8 protein-coding genes are annotated in these 18,609 nt (G+C 48.6%); 7 read left to right on the top strand and 1 reads right to left on the bottom strand.

The annotated features are described in order from the left end of the window. Positions 1 to 61: 61 nt before the first annotated feature. The 4 genes from M2134_RS08130 (at position 62) to M2134_RS08115 (ending at position 15,143) form a co-directional block, all read left to right on the top strand. Positions 62 to 1,813, top strand: a complete 1,752-nt coding sequence (locus M2134_RS08130) for an Mfa1 family fimbria major subunit (RefSeq protein ID WP_280750934.1) — start codon at positions 62 to 64, stop codon at positions 1,811 to 1,813. An 87-nt stretch (positions 1,814 to 1,900) separates the two neighbouring features. After that, positions 1,901 to 3,991 (top strand): Mfa1 fimbrilin C-terminal domain-containing protein, encoded by a 2,091-nt coding sequence (locus tag M2134_RS08125; protein WP_280750935.1) that lies wholly within the window; start codon positions 1,901 to 1,903, stop codon positions 3,989 to 3,991. A gap of 54 nt (positions 3,992 to 4,045) precedes the next feature. Continuing rightward, on the top strand, positions 4,046 to 11,803 hold the full coding sequence (locus M2134_RS08120; RefSeq protein ID WP_280750936.1) for a hypothetical protein: 7,758 nt from the start codon (positions 4,046 to 4,048) through the stop codon (positions 11,801 to 11,803). A gap of 1,294 nt (positions 11,804 to 13,097) precedes the next feature. After that, positions 13,098 to 15,143 carry a DNA topoisomerase 3 gene (locus M2134_RS08115; protein ID WP_280758156.1) on the top strand — a complete coding sequence of 682 codons (2,046 nt, stop codon included), beginning with the start codon at positions 13,098 to 13,100 and terminating at the stop codon, positions 15,141 to 15,143. 26 nt (positions 15,144 to 15,169) lie between these two features. On the opposite strand, the gene M2134_RS08110 is transcribed toward M2134_RS08115, so the two are convergent. Continuing rightward, entirely contained in the window at positions 15,170 to 15,355 is a 186-nt protein-coding gene (locus tag M2134_RS08110) for a hypothetical protein (protein WP_280752353.1), read from the bottom strand. Positions 15,356 to 15,436: 81 nt separating this feature from the next. Here M2134_RS08110 and M2134_RS08105 point away from each other — a divergent pair, with 81 nt between their 5' ends. The 3 genes from M2134_RS08105 to M2134_RS08095 all read left to right on the top strand — a co-directional run bounded on the left by M2134_RS08105 (position 15,437) and on the right by M2134_RS08095 (position 18,606). Then, positions 15,437 to 15,952 carry an NUDIX domain-containing protein gene (locus M2134_RS08105; RefSeq protein WP_280752354.1) on the top strand — a complete coding sequence of 172 codons (516 nt, stop codon included), beginning with the start codon at positions 15,437 to 15,439 and terminating at the stop codon, positions 15,950 to 15,952. A 1,690-nt stretch (positions 15,953 to 17,642) separates the two neighbouring features. Beyond that, a complete protein-coding gene (locus tag M2134_RS08100) occupies positions 17,643 to 18,035 on the top strand; it encodes a BACON domain-containing protein (RefSeq protein WP_280752355.1) in 393 nt (130 codons plus the stop codon). 19 nt (positions 18,036 to 18,054) lie between these two features. Further along, the gene (locus tag M2134_RS08095; RefSeq protein WP_280752356.1) at positions 18,055 to 18,606 is read left to right on the top strand and encodes a DUF3575 domain-containing protein; all 552 of its coding nucleotides are present in this window, start codon (positions 18,055 to 18,057) and stop codon (positions 18,604 to 18,606) included. Positions 18,607 to 18,609 lie beyond the last annotated feature (3 nt).

The following is an 18,609-nucleotide window of genomic DNA, read 5'->3' as shown; positions in this document are numbered from 1 at the left end:
GAAAAGAGAAGAGAATAAATAATATAAACAATTGAAACATTAAACATTTAATTCATTTTTTATGAAAACAAATTTCTTTAAACGAGCAGCCACGTTGCTGCTATCAGCAGGTCTAATACTGACAACCGCCTGTTCGGACGATGTACCGGGAGGTGAGAATGGTGGAAAGAATCCGGAAGGGGAAGTGGCATACGTTTCTTTCTCTTTGGTTAACAGCAGCCAACGAGGCGGCACGAAGGGTGATGCCCCTAAAGGCACAACCAGTTATGGTACGGAAGATGAAAACAAGGTAAATTCCGTATTGATTCTGCTTTATGATAAAGATGATGCGGAGGGAGTAGTAAAATACCGCTTCTTGTTGGAAAACATAGGTACTCCTGGCGTTCCCGGATCAGATATGCTATCGATCACTCCCGGAACCAACGCGACGACCTATCGGACCAAAGCAAAACCGGTAGCAAAAGCGGACTATAAATTAGCCGTATTTGTTAATCCTCCGACGGCTCTTACAAATGAAGGCGATAATACCATTTCAAAAGTCGGAACGAAGTTATCGGTGCTTAAAGCGGCTGCTACCGTTACAGTGTCTCAACTCATAGAAACAGGTTCAGAAGAAAACAAGAAGCCAAACTTCCTGATGAGCAATTTCACCGGACTGGTGGATGTTGATGATGAGACTAATATCATGCCGACCCCGGAACAGGCTGAAGCCAATGGTGCAGCGGTAGAATTATTTGTAGAGCGCGCGGTGGCCAAAGTAACGGTTGCTAAGGCTACAGAAGATAATTTCGAATCTATGACAGGTGCGAATGTGGGAGATATCACCTGGGATGTTGACGTGGTGAATACAAAAACATTCTGGATGCGAAACGCGGCAAAGATGCTCAATCCAAACAGCAATGACTACCCATTCGATAAAGATAAACAAGGTGATACTTATCTGGTAGACGAATCTTCCACTACTGCCAAACCGGCCTACCGCTACCTGATGTATGCCACAGACCCGAATATGAGCGGAGTAAGTAAAAAAGGAGTAGCCGGGTCGATCCAAAATTACCCCTTCACCAATATAACGAGTGCGACCCGTGAGTTAGAGACCTATGCTTATGTAACGGAAAACACCATGGATGCCGATGAGCAATACGAAGATGTAACCACCTCAGTCGTTATTGCGGCGATGATCACGCCTAAAGAGACTTTCTTTGCAAAGACATTAAAAGAAAAAACGGCGGAACAAAATAGCGATGAATACTTTTTGTTTAACAACACTTATGTCTTCACACGCACAGATATAAATGAGATACTTGCAGCAGCCAGTGATGCAAAGACTGTGATCACAAGTGCCAGCAGTAGCGATAATGATGTAACCTGGGAGGATCTGATGAAAGTAGAGGAAAACCAAGTCATTTCTTCTTTACCGAATATTTTGAAGGCTATTGCTACTTCTAAAGTAGACGGCAACGATGTGTTTGATGCAAATTACTTTACTGCTGAAAAGTTATCCACTTCCAAAGATATGGCCTCCGGTAGTGCGGTGGTTCGTTTCTTTAAATCAAATGCTCAGAACTATTATTATGTACCTATCCGTCACTTTGACAATGATCTTCAAGCAGACGCTATGACCTACGGTCGTTACGGTGTGGTGCGCAATAACTTCTATAAATTGACGCTGAATAGTATAAACAAATATGGTACAGCAACCATTCCTGATCCGGAAGACCGGAAAGATCCGGACGATAAAGAAAGCTCTTGGCTCTCTGTTCAGTTCGAGATCCTGTCTTGGATGGAACGTAACCAGGGTGTAGGACTCTAAAATAAATATCCCATTGGGGGCTGACCCATTTTTCGGTCAGCCCCACCATGGTCTATTTTCAAACAAAAAAGAATCAATCACAATAGGATGATAAAACATAGCTTCTATCGGATAAGTATGCTGTGGGTAATGGCGTTGCTATTTGCCTCCTGCGTAGATGACTCTATTATAGGAAGCGGTGTCGTGGAGGAGAAACCGGTCGTAGGCGCGTCCGGCAACAATGTGTCGTTCACCCTAAGCCTGCCCTTGGAGAATCTCCATACCAGAGCGACGGCAACCGAGGCACAGCGCGAGATGCTGGTCGACGGGGTGCGCATTGTGCTCTATAGAGGAAACTTTGTCAATTACTATTGGGATCTGGATATAAAAACCGCGCTCGACGACAGTGGCAATATCGTGGCGAGTGGCGCAGATGTGAAAGATGCCACGCAAGATTCAGACAAGAATACTTACCAAATCATAACCAAAGCACGCCAGGCGGAGATGGACAGCTATGATATGCTGGTGATCGTCAACCCGAATAAAGGCATCAAAGCGGTGACCGCTACCGGCGTCCAACTCAACAAACTAAAAGAGGCTTTCAACACCACCCTGGAAGACAACCGTATGTATCGCCTGGCAGGCGATGATATCAACGGGGTCACCGAAGGGGATCCGGTCTATTTCCTGATGCTCAATGCCAAAGGGCTGGTGGCTATCACAGAAGAGAATTTCTTCAATACGGCTGCTAATGCCGAATCTCGACCCGTAACCGACTGCTACCTGGAACGGGCCACCGCCAAGATAAACCTATTCTATGGAGGACCTACCGACGACTCTCCCTCAACCACGCCAAATGAAGACGGTGGATACACGCCGCCCAATACCGGCCGTTTCGTGATGGACCTGGGCTTCCGGGGATCGCTCTACGGCTTTGATAACTTAACGACCGATTTTGATATACCCGATGACTATTGCGATAGCGAGGGATATGCTCTCTGCCCCTTCTGCCGGGGTATTCACAAAGATACCGGAACCGGTACGATCACCTCGCATAACACCCTGAACCGGGTAACCAAAACCTGCGAAGCCCGCACCCTGACAGTGGACGGGAAAGAGATTAATATAAAAAGCTGTGGCTATATCTACGGCAGTGGCGACGCCCTGTCGACAGTCACCACCAAGGTGCGCTATATGGTCGCCTCCGACCTGACCTGGGCCATGGATATTGTCAATAAAAAGAGCTATTGGTATCGTCAGATGACCCTTAAATCCGATGGCAAACAAGAAACAACGGAGGAGGGCGTCATAAAGGATGGTACTGACATCCGCAGCTCCTTCTATGCCGAAGACCCGAACTTCGACGACTATGCCGGCAAAGAGAGCGACAAGCTGGCTGACGAGTTCACCTACCTGAATACGGAAACATTTGCCACTTCGGCTCAGAAGCTGGCTCCCTATAAAGACGCCACCTACGCGGGCTACTGGTCGTGGACCGAGGCGGCGAATCTCCCGGTCTACCTGCCGGAAAACACCATGACGCAGGCGGATCAGAAACGCAATGTCGTAACGCGTGCCATCGTCAAGGTAACCCTGAAACGTGAAAACATTGGCAACGAGACACTGGGCTATACCCTCGATAGCTTCCTGGAAAAGGGCGATGAAGCGATAAAAACCTATCCCATGGACGACTTCTTTGTCTTTCTCGGCGGCGACACCAATGGCAAAGCGCAATACAATGCCGATAGCAAAGGCAAATACTTTATCCTCCACCCCGAAGATGTGGCCTATTTCAGAGAAGCCAATGCTGTTATCCCGGATTATCTGCAGGCAAGTGGTTATACCACGATTAAGCAGGCGATCGAGGAGTTTGATAATGCCAACACTTTCGACTGGGAGACGTTGTCTAACAACGAGACCCCTCTGCAATCGCCCCACCTACTCTTCTATAAAAACGGAGAGATGTATTACGAGGTGCCGGTGCAACATTTCCCCACATCCCAGGAGGTCACGAAAGGAGGCTACGGCCGCTTTGGCGTGGTGCGCAACAACTGGTATAAACTGGATGTGCAGACCATCCTCTCCTTAGGCCTCCCTACGATCCCGGCAGCCGACGCGACGACGATCGAGAACCTGCCGGCAGTAAAGAGCTCCCTCCCCGTAGGCACTGTCTATACCGATAGCTGGATCCGCCAATAAAAGAGGAAATAAATAACAATCGTTGAATCATCGTTTTTTTTGACAAGACAAGATATGAAAAGAATCTATTTTTTACTACTAATACTTCTCCTCGCCAGCGCAACGGCAGAGGCACAATATACCTATAGCCTGCAGGTGAAAACAAATACGGGGGGGGATGTTCCGGGGACAAGTACGACTTATTTGAGTGCGTCAACGACAGCGGAACAGACAAGAACACGTACAAGAAGCTCTATGTGGTATTCCTGGGGTAGCTGGAGCAACTGGAGTAACTGGACATCAACGAATACTCCTACCTTGCTTTTTAGTAATAGCCAAAAAAATGCTATAAACGAGGGAGGAACCACGGAGACACCCCAATTTGGCGCTACTACTCAAACACAAACCAAATCTGGCACTATTTTCGGTTCCGAATGGGTCTTTGAACCGGTAGACTATAAGACAGAAGGAGATAAGGTGATGGGCTACCCCGGCTGGTACCATATTCGTAATACGGGAGAATCGCTTGAGGACCTATATTTAGTGATTGATAAAGACGGCAAACCGGCTCTTTCAACCAGTATTGAATCGGACAGTGCCATGTGGCGTTTGATTAAAATGCCGATAGCAAATGAAACGGATGTCGATAATATGTACTTCAAATTGGTATCCAAAGCCATAACGACTTATGTTCAAGAGGCAAGCAAAGGCACCTTGATCTATTTAGCTGATGCCTCTACCACTACGGTCTCTGCCTCTTACGAATATGGCACAGCCAACTCCGTATTCCATATGGTAGCGACCAATGAGGGCATTGTAAAGAATGATGACCAGGAGATTATTTCCAATGAAGCGGCCGCTAACTCGGAAAATGTCTGGAACTACCTACCCCCGACGGTAGAGATTGATGATGAATTTAATCTCAAAGGAGGGAATCTCTTTAATCCGATTGAAGGAGATTACTACACCTTAGTCCCCATCGACTATGCCGGTTCGCGGGAGGCGTATCTGATGTATGGCCATGAAGCCTCCGGAGGATACGAAGGGGACGGATACTACTTCTCCCGTATGCCCGCGGGCACGAATTTTTATCAGAACCTGAACAAGTTTGATGTCAATAATAGAACGGTGATTGTCTTTACCGTTTGGGTGCGCGCTATAATAGAAAATGCCTCAACCTTAAATACAGACAATATCGGAAATTATATCGTAGGCAAAGCAAAACTGGCCTATAGCGCGGGAGATACCTTGGAGATCGACATAACGGTACCGAAGGATTTTATTACGGATCCCAAATATCCAAACGATCCGGAAGGATGGTACGGCTTCGCTCGAGTGATATACCCTCAAGAGCATGGGGAAAGATCCTTTATAAATGTGAGGATTGAAAACACAATGCAGGAAGGCTCTCTCCTGGATAGCGACAATATTGTGATCGAAACACGAAGTGAGGATTCCCAGGCCGTATTCAACTACAAACATAGTGGTTCGCCCCAGCAGGCGCGCCAGAATGTGCATGAATACCATCAGACCATTTATACCAAGATAGACGAAAAAGAGCCGTTGACCACGTCGACATCCGGCTATGCCTATTACCGGTGGTACAAAATAGACGCGTACGGACTGGAGACGCGCCCGAGTGCTTTGCAGGCGTCCGCCACCACCGGATCCACACAGGCCACGATGAGCAATGGTATTATGTATTTTAATACCAACAAGACTCAAATCACCCGTGGGTACCAGGCGAACTATGATATTGTCGGGGATGATTTTTTCAATAGCGACGCCTCTACTATCTATTGTGATATAAGCAATTATAATGACTTTACCTGGTCGGGAAATGTAAACAACAATACGGGTGAGATGTATGAACCGACGGTCTCGCTGCGCAATGTGTTCCATCTACGCCCCGCGTCTGAGATAGCCGACTCCATCGACGCGCAAATCGGGCGCGGACTCCCACTGGAGTACTACGAGGTAGAGTCGCCTACTAATATTCGCTTGCGTCTTACCCCGCAATATATCTTTGAGAACTACTTCGCCAATGTCAGTGGCGTCTCTAACTCTCCGCAGAAGGGCACCCGTTTTTCGTGGAGGAGCTTCACGCCTGACCAGTTGCGCGCGAACCCGAACTTTATGCATACCGTAAGCACCGGAACAACTTGCGGCACCTCAACGGATGTTAATAGTCGCTTTTCCTTCCCGAGTGGAGGGTCTAACGGGTATAAGTATTTGCAGGTGAATGGCAATATTTCACCACAATACAATGCCGGTGATACTATCTATTTCGCTGTCGACCTGGCAACCACAAACAATTATACCGCCCAAAAACGTATCGCCGTATTCCGGGTTGTTTATAAGGACAAAGCAGATGTCGGCCCCAAATTGATGAAGGAAGCGGATATCGCAGACGCGAGTAAGGATATATTCGCTTCTATCACAGAAAAGAAATTAATTATTACAAGATCATTCGACCAGATGGAGACCGCTCCGGCAACGCTGCCCGAGCCTTTCCCGATCCGCAGCGTACAAGGCAACTATTCGGTCTACCGCATGGGGGTAAAACCCTTGGGGGTCGATGAGTCGAACTACGGGTTTACCAATCCGCTTCATTATGACGGGAATGGCGTGGCCACCTCTGTGGCGACCGGTACCGGCCGCCACCTGCATCACCAAACCCCCTACTGGAGTGAATATGGCTTCCCACAAGAGATCAGAGGGGATATAAACGGCTATAGCTGGTGGAACAACAACCAAACAGTGTATGATATTACCTATTTGAAAGGGAATAAGAAGGTAGATAAAGGAAATATGCTCTATATAGACGCAGCGGAACAGCCGGGGGTTGTGGCGGCGCTTAACTTTAACGAATCGTTTTGTGCCGGAGCCAAATTGTATTTCTCCACCTGGATAGTCAACCTGAACGAAGGTTCGGGCACCTCTTTGAATGAGAGTGGCGGTACCCGTCCGAACCTGGTGTTTGTCTTAAAGGTGATCGATCAATACGGAAAGGAGAATGTGGTAAAGCGTTTCTATACCGGGGATATTGGTTATCAGTCTGTAAGTGAATGGCATCAGATCGGTTTCGACTTTGTGATTCCGTCGACACTGATTCCGAATGAAAAAGGAGAACAGGCGATCGACTTCCGGTTGGAGATACAAAACAACGGGTTAAGTACCACCGGGAACGACTTTGCGATTGATGAGATCAATGTATTCCGTACTAATCCGACAATCTCGGCGGTGCGTACCAACAGCGTGTTCTGTATGCCGGAAAGCGGCGAAGTGGGCGTTACCGATGATTTAACCATGCAGGTAGAGGTGAACCTGTCCCAGCTATGGCCGGATGGACTTCGTGACTCGCTCTATTTTCGCTTTTTGGATGCCCGGGGCGTAACTTTCCCAGCCTATCAAGACGGGAAAAGCGCAACGACCGGAAAGAAAATGTATATTAATATGGGCTATTATACAGGAGATGAGAACTATGATTATGGGGTAATAGCCCAAGCCGATTTTAAAAATACCCTCCCGGATACTAATGACAAATTCAATATTAAGTACTTTAAGGATGAAGAATATGGCTATATGTCATACTACAATCAGGGTTCCGCAAAAGGTGACGTTATATTGGAATTCAGCCAACGGATCCCTACCGCTGTCTTAAATGATTTAAATAATGCGGGCGACTTTAATACCGGTATTTACGCTATCTATGTAGGGGAGTCGGATGCTTCCATCCTCTTGCCACGATGCGCCGGGAACGCCGCTTTTAAGATCCAGTTCGATGCCACCGAGTTTGAGATGACCGTCGGAGGCGTTGGTATGGGTGAGACGGGAAGTATGGCTATTTGTACCAATAACGACGTCGATGTAAAGGCATACGCGACCGACCCGAACACCGAAGAGCGCCTATTTGCCTATTATGACTGGTTTTATGGGCCATTGAATACACAACCTTTTGTAACGGTGGATCAAGAGACAAGCTACAACGCGCGGGAATTCACCTACAAATTGAAAGGAAACTATCCCGATTCAGTAGCGGTACTGCTTTATGATTCAATCGACAACGCCCCTGTCATCAACCTGGATGGATTCAACAAATGGTTAGCCAGCGAGAATGGGGAAGCCTGGTTAGGGGATGAGAACTATAATGGGCCGAACTGGGCATGGGGAATGCCCAATTATGTGGGCTTTAACCAGTATGGGGGTTATTTCCGTCATACCTTGGTGCCGGGTGCAGAAAATGCACAAGCGGAAAAGGAAGAGGCAAAATTAGAACTGGATGCCGTCACTTCGGCCACCCGAATCGGGCATGATGATAATAAAGAGACCATTGGAGAGACCCCCTCACGGCCGGTCAGTTTCCGCACGCTGAAAAAGGATTTGGCGGCCTATCGCTTCTTTTATCCCTATGAACCCAACCTACCGGAAACAGAGGTAACGGAGTATCCGGTGGATCCGACGATAGAAATACTGTCCAAACCAGGCTACCGCTATGTGGATAGCATTGACTATCGTACCGGAGCGTACTATTTGGCAAATGGCGATACCATCACCAAAATAACAGAAGTAAATATAGACGATATCCGTTTTACCGATGGTTCCTATTCAGATACCGAACGTAATCCCAATAAGCACTATCTGACCAATTATGTAGGGCAATATATTGACGCGGATGGGAAGGTGCTTCCCAACCAGGAGGACACGACAGGCAGGGTGCCCTATATCAAAGACTTCCAAGACTTCCAACTTCTCTTGGCACGTATGCGTTATTGGGAACACCGGGGCTATGTGACGCTCTATAAGGATCGTATTCCGGAAGAGATCTCCTCGTTGGCAAACACCTATCTGACGGTTATACCGACGGATGTGGCGTTTAAGGTGGCAGATCTGGATGTCTTAGCGCCGAAGGAGATGGGCACAGTGATCCCTATCTGTACCACCCCGACCCAGATCGCCCTGCAGGCAGAGAGCTGGTCGCCCGACTCCTGGGCGGGACAGGTGAGCGCGTCGGGCAAACCCGATATGCCCTATTTCGATATCGAAGATCAGGAATATATCTATACCGTGCGATTGCCGGAACGCATGACCGTGGTCGATCGGAATAATATAACCAAAGAGATACGCCCGACCGAACAGTTTGTGCTTCCGATGCTCTATCTCGATGAGATCCGGAGCGTGCGCGTGCGCTTGGCCGATGTGAAGGATGAAACGGGCGAGTCGGTGATCAATAACAAAGAGATTATCATAGAGTCCTATTTCGGACTGATCGACACCATCTATACTAACCGCTTAGATACGGGCGTATGGATTCCGATCGATCGGAAATATGTGGTAGGTACGGATACATGGGAAAAGCTCACGGATGATGATCCCAAAAAGATAAACGCCCGCTGGCAATTGACCGCCAACCGGGGTCCTTTCCTGGCTTTTGAGTCCTACCCGCTGGTGTATAATAGTTATCAGTATTTTGTTAAGTATGACCCGAATTATGAACATCATGAAGTAACGGAAGAGGGAGACCCCTTGCCGATTGGAGCAGTGATAAAAACAGATAACGGCGAGTTCGTAGTCAACAATAACAATATCGGTATCGAAGTAGTCGCCAGCGACACACGCCTAAGGGAGTTTGTTATACCGATTGAAGAGGGGGAAAAGACCACCTACCACTTCCGTCCCGGCTACACCTACGACTTTGTATTGGAGGCTTCCGGAAATGAAAGCTGGAGGGATGAAAGCAATTGCGACCTCTCGGTAGACTTCCGCCTGAAGGTGGTGCCCGACACGGTGATCTGGGGCGGCACGCTGGAGGCTCCTTCGGAGTGGAACCTCGATGGCAACTGGTTTATCCCGGAAAAAGAGGATGGGAAATACACCGAAAAGGCCAGCACATTACCAAGCTTCCCTCCGCTGCCGCAAACCAAGGTAATTATCCCTGCCTCACTCGCGGAGGGAGCCAGTTATCCCTCGCTGGAGAAATACGAATACCTGCAGGAGACGGTGAAGACATCGCAGGATGGAGCACCGGATTCAACAGGCTATGACCCGAAGAAAAAGATTATCGCTTTCGAGTTGATCACGCCTTTTTATGAGCCGCAGTATTACGGTCAGAAAGATATGACGCAGGTAAGTACGACGCCTTTTATCGAGTTCGACTATAACTATGTGCCCAATGCCTGCGATACGATTCATTTCAAGGAGGGCTCGGAACTGGGATGGCAGAGCCAGTTGGAGTATACCTATGCGAAGGTAGACCTGCGACTGAATACCGACCAGTGGTATGGCTTATCGGCACCGTTGCGTCATATGTATTCGGGCGACTATATATTCGATCGGCAGAACCCGCTGGTGGAGATGCGCCTGCATCATACCAAAAGCCCGCAGACCGGGGCGGACTCGACCTCCTGGACTCAACCCTTCCACAATGTGGTCGAAGAATTGGGTGCCGCGAGCGGTTTTAGTGCCCGCATCGGCAAGATTCAATATCCGGACGCTGCTTTCAACACAGATAAAGACAAAGGCATCAAGGACTATAGTAAGATTGAGTTGATCAGTGATACGATTTTCCACTTCCCGTCCAGCCAGATGACGTTTGACTTCTACGACGAGGTATCGAAGGTATTGACGATGAAGGAGTATCAAAAGCTCTCGGAGGAGGATCGTGAATTCGGTCACCGCTTTGTGTATGAGAAGTCGCATTCGGGCGAGAGTATGGCTGTGTACACCGATACCTTGATACGCATACCGCTGACGGGTAAAGAGGGACAGTCGTTCCTGGTCGGGAATCCTTTTATGAGCCATATCGACTTCCAGGAGTTCTACCGGGCCAACCGGGCGGTTATTCAACCCCAATACAAGGTACTCTCGGGTGGGAACCAATATATTACGTTGAATGGGACGGAATCTTTTGTGACGGACAGTGAGACTACAGAGCAAGTGTATGTCAAGCTGAAAGACCCAGGATCTACCAAACCTGAGGATGCCGATCCGCTTACCTGGCTATCGATTCCTCCGATGCAGTCGTTTATTGTAGAGATAAGAGGGGACGGAAAGGTAGAAAATTTACCCGAAGGCAGTGAACTTATCTTTACCGGAAAGATGGGCGTGATCGACCCGGCGCGCAGTCAGCTGCGTTCCGACGACGGCGAAGTGGCCGCTTCACCGATGTTGACCATCACGGCATCCACCGCCGATCATAGTTCAAAAACGTTGGTGGTGCTTTCCGAAAAGGCGGATAATAGGTATCATGCGCAGGAGGATTCCCGTGTGATGCTGATCGAAGGGGTGCGCGAGGTACCGAAGGTATTTACCGTTACGGAAGGCATGTACCTGGATATTAACCGGATGTGGGGACTGCCGAAGGAGTTGCCTATCGGCATCTCGACCGACAGTAAACTGAAGACCACCCTGACGCTTTCGGGCTTCCTGGCTTTGCAAAGCGACTACGATGAGTTCTTCTTCAAGGACGCGCAGGAGAATGTGTTAACACGCATCACGGGCGACAGCTTCACCTATACGTTCGACAATAAAGAGGGCGATCAACTGGGACGCTTCAGCCTGATCAGCTCCATCTCAGCCACGGGATTGGAAGAGCTCTCGGGCTCGTCGATCAATGTTCATCTGTCGAGAGGTGTGGTCTATGTGACCTCGATGGACGGCAGTGAGATCCGGGATATCACGATCACCCGCGTGGGCGGAGAGGTGATTCACCGCCAGATGAACACCGGCCGATCACAACTGGAGATCCCCGTAGGCCTCTACACCCAAGAGGTGCTCTTAGTCAAAGCACGTACCGAAAAAGAATCCACCACGGCGAAGTTGTTGAATAAGTAACCAACATCCTGAGGTAAGTGGTCTTCAAATAGGAGGAAAGGGGAAGGAGAAAGGAGGGAGAAGATGTGAAGATTGCGGGGATGCACGCCGCCGGCGTGAGATTATGCACAACCGTATGCAATCGTAGCGCAGCTTACGGTAGTGAATCATCTATATAAAAAGCCCCGCATGGGGCGGGATTATGACAGATATCGCACCTACAGCGCTTGATTGATAGGGAGTCGCTATACCGTAAGCTGCGCTACGCTTGCATACGGTTATGCATAATCTCACGCCTGCGGCGCGATCCCCACCTTCAAATCTTCCAAAATTGGAAGATTTTCATATAAATCCCGCAGGGATTTCCTATTCGTAACCGCGGGTGTAGCGAAGCAAACCCGTGGTAGGTAGGCAGATAGACAAGACCTACTCTACAAGCAACCCCGAAGCGGGTTGAACCCATTCCGGGTTCATTAGTTATTATTAGCGGAATACCCCCGGTCGTTCGCTTCGCTCTCTTACCGAGGGTTACGAATAGGAAATCCCTGCGGGATTTAACTCATTTCAGTGTACCTTGCCACTTTCACATCATACAATATCTGAAGACACTCCTTTCTCCTTTCTCCTTTCTCCCTTCTCCCTTCCAATTTTCCCAAATTGGAAGATTTTATTTATATGGCTGAAAGCCACAGCGAGCCCGAAGGGCTGAGTCCCAGCGGGACGAAGACTTAGCCCACGGGTAAGCAGGCTGAAAGCCTGCGCCACCCTGGGTATCAAGACAATACAAGAAATCGAGTTCTAAAGGAACGATAGATGTTATAATAGGATATATGGTGATAGCGCCTGTGAATATTGAATTTATTCTTTCGTTCTTACAGAACTCATTTTTGTATATCCATGGAATCCCAGGGTGGCGCAGACCTCCGGCCTGCTTACCCGTGGGCTAAGTCTTCGTCCCGCTGGGACTCGGCCCTTCAGGCCCACTGTGGCCTTCAGCCATGAATATATATCCCCACCTTTCCATCTTACAAAATCTGAATAATCCAGCAAGCCCGGAAGGGCTTCAACTTGGATAACCCCGTGCAAACCGTAGGTGCAGCTCGGGGTTGAAGTAATGTCTATATAATGAGCTCCGTAGGAGGTCAACTGTTGAGCCCCTACGGAGCTCGTTTTTATTATACTCTCGTCCCCTCGAGCTGCGCCTTAACGGCTTGCACGGGGTTATCCACATCTAAGTCCTTGCGGACTTTAGAATCAAATATTCCAAAATTTGAAGAAAAGAGTACCTTTGCAGGTAAATAAGAGAGACAGCAGAATGAAAGTATGTATTGCGGAAAAGCCCAGCGTGGCTCGTGAGATCGCCGAGGTATTGGGCGCACGCCAACGCATGGATGGATATATAGAGGGTAACGGGTATCAGGTGACCTGGACATTTGGCCATTTGTGTACCCTCAAAGAGCCGCATGATTATACCGATGCCTGGCGCAGTTGGAACCTCTCTTCCCTGCCGATGATCCCGCCCCGCTTTGGCATCAAACTGATTAGTAACCCCAGTTACGAGAAGCAGTTTGCTATCATCGAACGACTGATGCAAAACGCCGAAATGGTGATCAACTGCGGGGATGCCGGCCAGGAGGGTGAATTGATCCAGCGCTGGGTCATGCAAAAAGCGGGCTGCAAATGCCCGGTCTACCGCCTCTGGATCTCCTCCCTCACGGAAGAGGCGATCCGCGAGGGGTTCAAATCGTTGCATCCGGAATCAGACTACCAACGACTGTATGAAGCGGGTCTCTCGCGCGCCATCGGCGACTGGCTACTGGGCATGAACGCGACCCGCCTATACACCATCCGCTATGGACAAAACAAACAGGTGCTCTCGATCGGACGGGTGCAGACCCCTACCCTCGCCCTGATTGTCAACCGGCAAATCGAAATAGAGAACTTCACCCCCGAGCCGTTCTGGGAACTGAAAACGATCTATCGCGGCACCACCTTCTCGTCGACCAAAGGTAAATTCACCAAACAGGAGGAGGGCGAGGAATTCCTGAAAACAGTCGAAAACAGCGAATTCACCGTCACAGATGTCTCCAAAAAGAACGGGAAAGAGTATGCACCCCGTCTGTTCGACCTCACCTCGTTGCAGGTGGAGTGTAATAAAAAGTTCTCGCTCTCGGCCGACGACACCTTGAAGACCATCCAGTCGCTTTACGAGAAAAAGATAACCACCTATCCACGTGTGGACACCACCTTCCTGAGCGATGATATCTACCCGAAGATCCCGCAGACCCTGAAGGGAATGACGGCCTACGCGGAGCTGACGGCACCGCTATTGGCAAGCGGAAAAATACCCAAGAGCAAGCGGGTGTTCGATAACTCGAAGGTGACCGACCACCATGCCATCATACCGACAGGCATGCCGGCCAACTACCTGAACGAGAACGAGCAGAAGGTGTACGACCTGGTGGCACGGCGGTTTATCGCTGCCTTTTATCCGGATTGCGACATCGCCACCACGACCGTGATGGGGAAAGTCGATCGGGTGGAGTTTAAGGTCACCGGAAAGCAGATCCTGAAGCCGGGCTGGCGAACGGTATTCGGTACCGAAGAGAAAGACCCTGAGAAAGAGGGAAACGACGAGGATGTGAGCGTTCTCCCCGCTTTCACCGTGGGCGAAAGCGGTCCGCATCAGCCGATCCTGAAAGAGAGCTGGACACAGCCCCCCAAGCCCTATACGGAGGCGACCCTGCTTAGGGCGATGGAAACGGCCGGCAAACTGGTCGACAACGAGGAATTGCGCGATGCCTTGAAAGAGAATGGCATAGGGCGCCCCTCCACTCGAGCGGCTGTCATCGAGACCCTGTTCAAACGCAATTACATCCAGAAACAACGCAAGAGCCTATTGCCCACCGCTACCGGCCGCGAACTGATCGGAACCATCAAAGAGGAACTGCTCAAAAGTGCCGAATTGACCGGACTATGGGAGAAAAAATTGCGCCAGATAGAGAAAGGCACCTACGAAGCACGTACCTTCCTGGATGAGCTGAAAGAGCTGGTCTATCAGGTGGTGGCCAACGTACTTTCCGCCCCGGCCACACAGGCAATCACCCTGATCGACCCCAACGAGCCGAAAAAGAAGAGGGCCACGAAGCAACCGACAGAAAAGAAGCCCAAGGAGAAGGCACCCGCCAAGGCGGTCTGCCCCATCTGTCACAAAGGGAATATACTAAGGGGAAAAACGGCGTATGGCTGTGGGGAATATAAAAACGGCTGTAGCTTCCGGCTCGACTATGCCACCTATGGCGAAGGACTTTCGGAAGAGGCTTTGATCAAGATACTAAAAGACTGGAAACCCAACGGCTGAAAATATATAAGGGTAAGCTTTTCAGCTTACCCCAATTTTTTTAATGCATGTGAGAAAGGGATAAATTGTCCTCTTTCCACATGATCCAGACCTACCTCTTCGCGGGCTGATTCCCCGCTCATTGTACTCTCATCTACACGTTGCAAATCCTGACTTTTCGTCCTGGTTTGCAATTTCCAATCTTCGCCTTTTGTTTTCATCTTCATTTTCATATTCAGGTTTATAATACTTACAAAGATAACATAATATTCAAAAGATCAGCTATCTTTGGTCTTAAAAAAGGATAAGATTTCATGGAAAATGTTGAATGGTTCCCTTTAGTCGACGAAACAGGAAAAACAATCGGTAAAGCCACGCGCCAACAATGTCATAACGGAAGTAAACCGCTCCATCCGGTCGTTCATCTGCATATTTTTAATGCCTCCGGTGAGCTCTATCTGCAAAAGCGTCCTCTGCATAAAGATATTCAACCCGGGCGATGGGATACGGCCGTGGGTGGACATGTTGATTACGGGGAGAGCGTCGAAGAGGCGCTCGCGCGTGAAGCGGCCGAAGAGCTTTCGATCACCACTTTTCATCCGCTGTTTATTACCCGCTATGTTTTTGAATCCTCTGTTGAAAAAGAACTGGTCAATACCTTCTACACCTATTACGACGGTCCGATCACACCCCACCCCGACGAACTGGACGGAGGCCGCTTCTGGCCGATTGCCGAAATCGAAGCGGCACTGGGCAAAGGAGTATTCACCCCTAATTTTGAGCGGGAGTATAGGGAGGTGATTAGGGGGTTGGAAGGGAGTGAAGAGTGATTAATGGGGAGAAAGGAGAAAGGAGAAGGGAGAAAGGAGTGTCTTCAGATATGGTAAGATGTGAAGATGGGCAAGTTGCACTGAAATGAGTTAAATCCCGCAGGGATTTCCTATTCGTAACCCTCGGTAAGAGAGCGAAGCGAACGACCGGGGGTATTCCGCTAATAATAACTAACGAACCCGGAATGGGTTCAACCCACTTCGGGGTTGCTTGTAGAGTAGGTCTTGTCTATCTGCCTACCTACCACGGGTTTGCTTCGCTACACCCGCGGTTACGAATAGGAAATCCTTGCGGGATTTATATGAAAAACTTCCAATTTTGTAAGATTTGATTCTAAAGTCCGCAAGGACTTAGATGTGGATAACCCCGTGCAAGCCGTTAAGGCGCAGCTCGGGGGGGCGAGAGTATAATAAAAACGAGCTCCGTAGGGGCTCAACAGTTGACCTCCTACGGAGCTCATTATATAGACATTACTTCAACCCCGAGCTGCACCTACGGTTTGCACGGGGTTATCCAAGTTGAAGCCCTTCCGGGCTTGCTGGATTATTCGGATTTTGTAAGATGGGAAGGTGGGGATATATATATTCATGGCTGAAGGCCACAGTGGGCCTGAAGGGCCGAGTCCCAGCGGGACGAAGACTTAGCCCACGGGTAAGCAGACTGAAAGTCTGCGCCACCCTGGGACTCCATGGATATATAAAAATGAGTTCTGTAAGAACGAAAGAAGAAATCCACTATTCACAAGCACTATCACCATATATCCTATCATACTAACTATCGTTCCTTCAGAACTCAACTTATTGTATTGTCATGATACCCAGGGTGGCGCAGGCCTTCAGCCTGCTTACCCGTGGGCTAAGTCTTCGTCCCGCTGGGACTCGGCCTTCCAGGCCCGCTGTGACTTTCAGTCATATAAAGAAAACCTTCCCCCTTTTCTCCTACTTGAATCCCAGCAGCCTGAGGCAACTGGCTACAGAACGGGGCAATCTACGATTGCTTGCCTTTAACGTCTCCTCCTATCTCCTATCCCCTATTTCCTTCCCCTCTCCTCCGATTTGAATATTTAAAACTGTGTAATCTGTGTAATCTGTGTCCCCACCCCCTATTTCCTATCTCCTATCTCCCAAGGAAAGAAACCCCGCCTCCCCTTACAATTTGTTACTTGCCCCTTTTTTTCGGACCCCTACAACTTACGATTTAAAACTTTCGCCTGAGTTTTCGCGCAAAAACGTAGGGGTATTTAAAATTAGTCAGGCGAGTAACACTTTTTAACGTATGGATTTGTTACAAAAAAGGGCTTTTTGCTTAACTTTTAATTTGTAACATACCCCAAAAACAGCGACCGACCAAACAGGGGAAAGCCCCACAACCTCTTTTTTTACTTTTTTTGATTTTTTGAGAAAAAAAGCAAGCGTTTTAAAGCAAACGGACACTTTTTGGTTAATTTTTGTTCGTTTGACAAGTGATTTTTACGATTTGCTAAATAATTTTACGGTAACGGGACAGCTTCCTATAATGAGAATGTTACCTTTGCAACTATGTACCCTTTAGCTGACCATTCTCTGTTGAGAAGAGAGAGAAAAAAGGCGTGTAAAGCCTAATTCAGCGATGTTGAACCGTCATGGAGCTAAACCATTATGAAACGAACAAATCAAATTCTAATATTTACTAACTTAATTTTTTGAACCTATGAGCGATTTATTCCTAAAAAGAAAAGGGTCTCTATTGATTTTGGCGGCGTTGTTCATGTTTGTGCTGACAGGATGCGTCAGCGAAGATGATCCCCCAACGATCAGTGTTTCACAAAGCGAAATTTTCTTTGAACAGAAGTCCGACGCTTTTGACATCCTGCTGACTAGCAACGCAGAATGGAAAGCATCGAGCAACCAATCCTGGTGCCGTCCTTCCGTATCGACCGGCAGACATTCCTTAGACATGAAGGTATTGGTCGATGAGAACAACACGAAATTCAAACGAACAGCGATTATCACCTTTGAAACACAAGGAAGTAACAAAACAATCACATCCATCATCGTCTCACAGGACGGTATCGATGTATGGGGTAATGGTGAAACCAATTAATCAGTAAGGAGGCAGAAATATGAAAAAGTTAATTTTAGTATGTGGCTTGTTATTGACTCTTACGACGTTTACCAATGCGCAAGATAAATTTGCCCTGAAGACCAACGCGTTGGGCTGGGCAGCTTACGGAACGACCAATATAGGCGTTGAATTCGGACTCTCTCAACACTGGACCCTGGGTGTCGACATCTTTGCTAACCCTTGGGAATTCGACGATCACAAACAACTGATGGCCTTCGGAGCACAGCCCGAATTGCGTTTTTGGTTAGGCGATCGCTTCAAAGGACATTTCTTCGGATTGCACGCTCAGTATATGGATTATGACGGTGGATTGGAGAAATATCGCTACGACGGTTGGTTGGTCGGCGGAGGTCTCTCCTATGGCTATTCACTGGCACTGGGCAATCGTTGGCGCATCGAAGCCAATGTAGGCGCCGGATACATTCATGCCGACTACGACAAATCGGATCGAGTACAATACCCGGGCGATGTACGTATGTACGACCCGGAGACAAAAAACATGTTCGGACTTACCCGTGCCGGCCTGAGTGTTATTTTCCTGATCAAATAAAAA

The sequence above is a fragment of the Parabacteroides sp. PM6-13 genome (assembly GCF_029892605.1).
Lineage (GTDB): Bacteria > Bacteroidota > Bacteroidia > Bacteroidales > Tannerellaceae > QVMG01.
This window is presented reverse-complemented; position numbering and strand designations above follow the sequence as displayed.

Coding starts and splice junctions, on each gene's coding strand:
- M2134_RS08130 (WP_280750934.1), top strand. CDS start 62: ATGAAAACAAATTTCTTTAAACGAGCAGCCACGTTGCTGCTATCAGCA.
- M2134_RS08125 (WP_280750935.1), top strand. CDS start 1,901: ATGATAAAACATAGCTTCTATCGGATAAGTATGCTGTGGGTAATGGCG.
- M2134_RS08120 (WP_280750936.1), top strand. CDS start 4,046: ATGAAAAGAATCTATTTTTTACTACTAATACTTCTCCTCGCCAGCGCA.
- M2134_RS08115 (WP_280758156.1), top strand. CDS start 13,098: ATGAAAGTATGTATTGCGGAAAAGCCCAGCGTGGCTCGTGAGATCGCC.
- M2134_RS08110 (WP_280752353.1), bottom strand. CDS start 15,355: ATGAAAATGAAGATGAAAACAAAAGGCGAAGATTGGAAATTGCAAACC.
- M2134_RS08105 (WP_280752354.1), top strand. CDS start 15,437: ATGGAAAATGTTGAATGGTTCCCTTTAGTCGACGAAACAGGAAAAACA.
- M2134_RS08100 (WP_280752355.1), top strand. CDS start 17,643: ATGAGCGATTTATTCCTAAAAAGAAAAGGGTCTCTATTGATTTTGGCG.
- M2134_RS08095 (WP_280752356.1), top strand. CDS start 18,055: ATGAAAAAGTTAATTTTAGTATGTGGCTTGTTATTGACTCTTACGACG.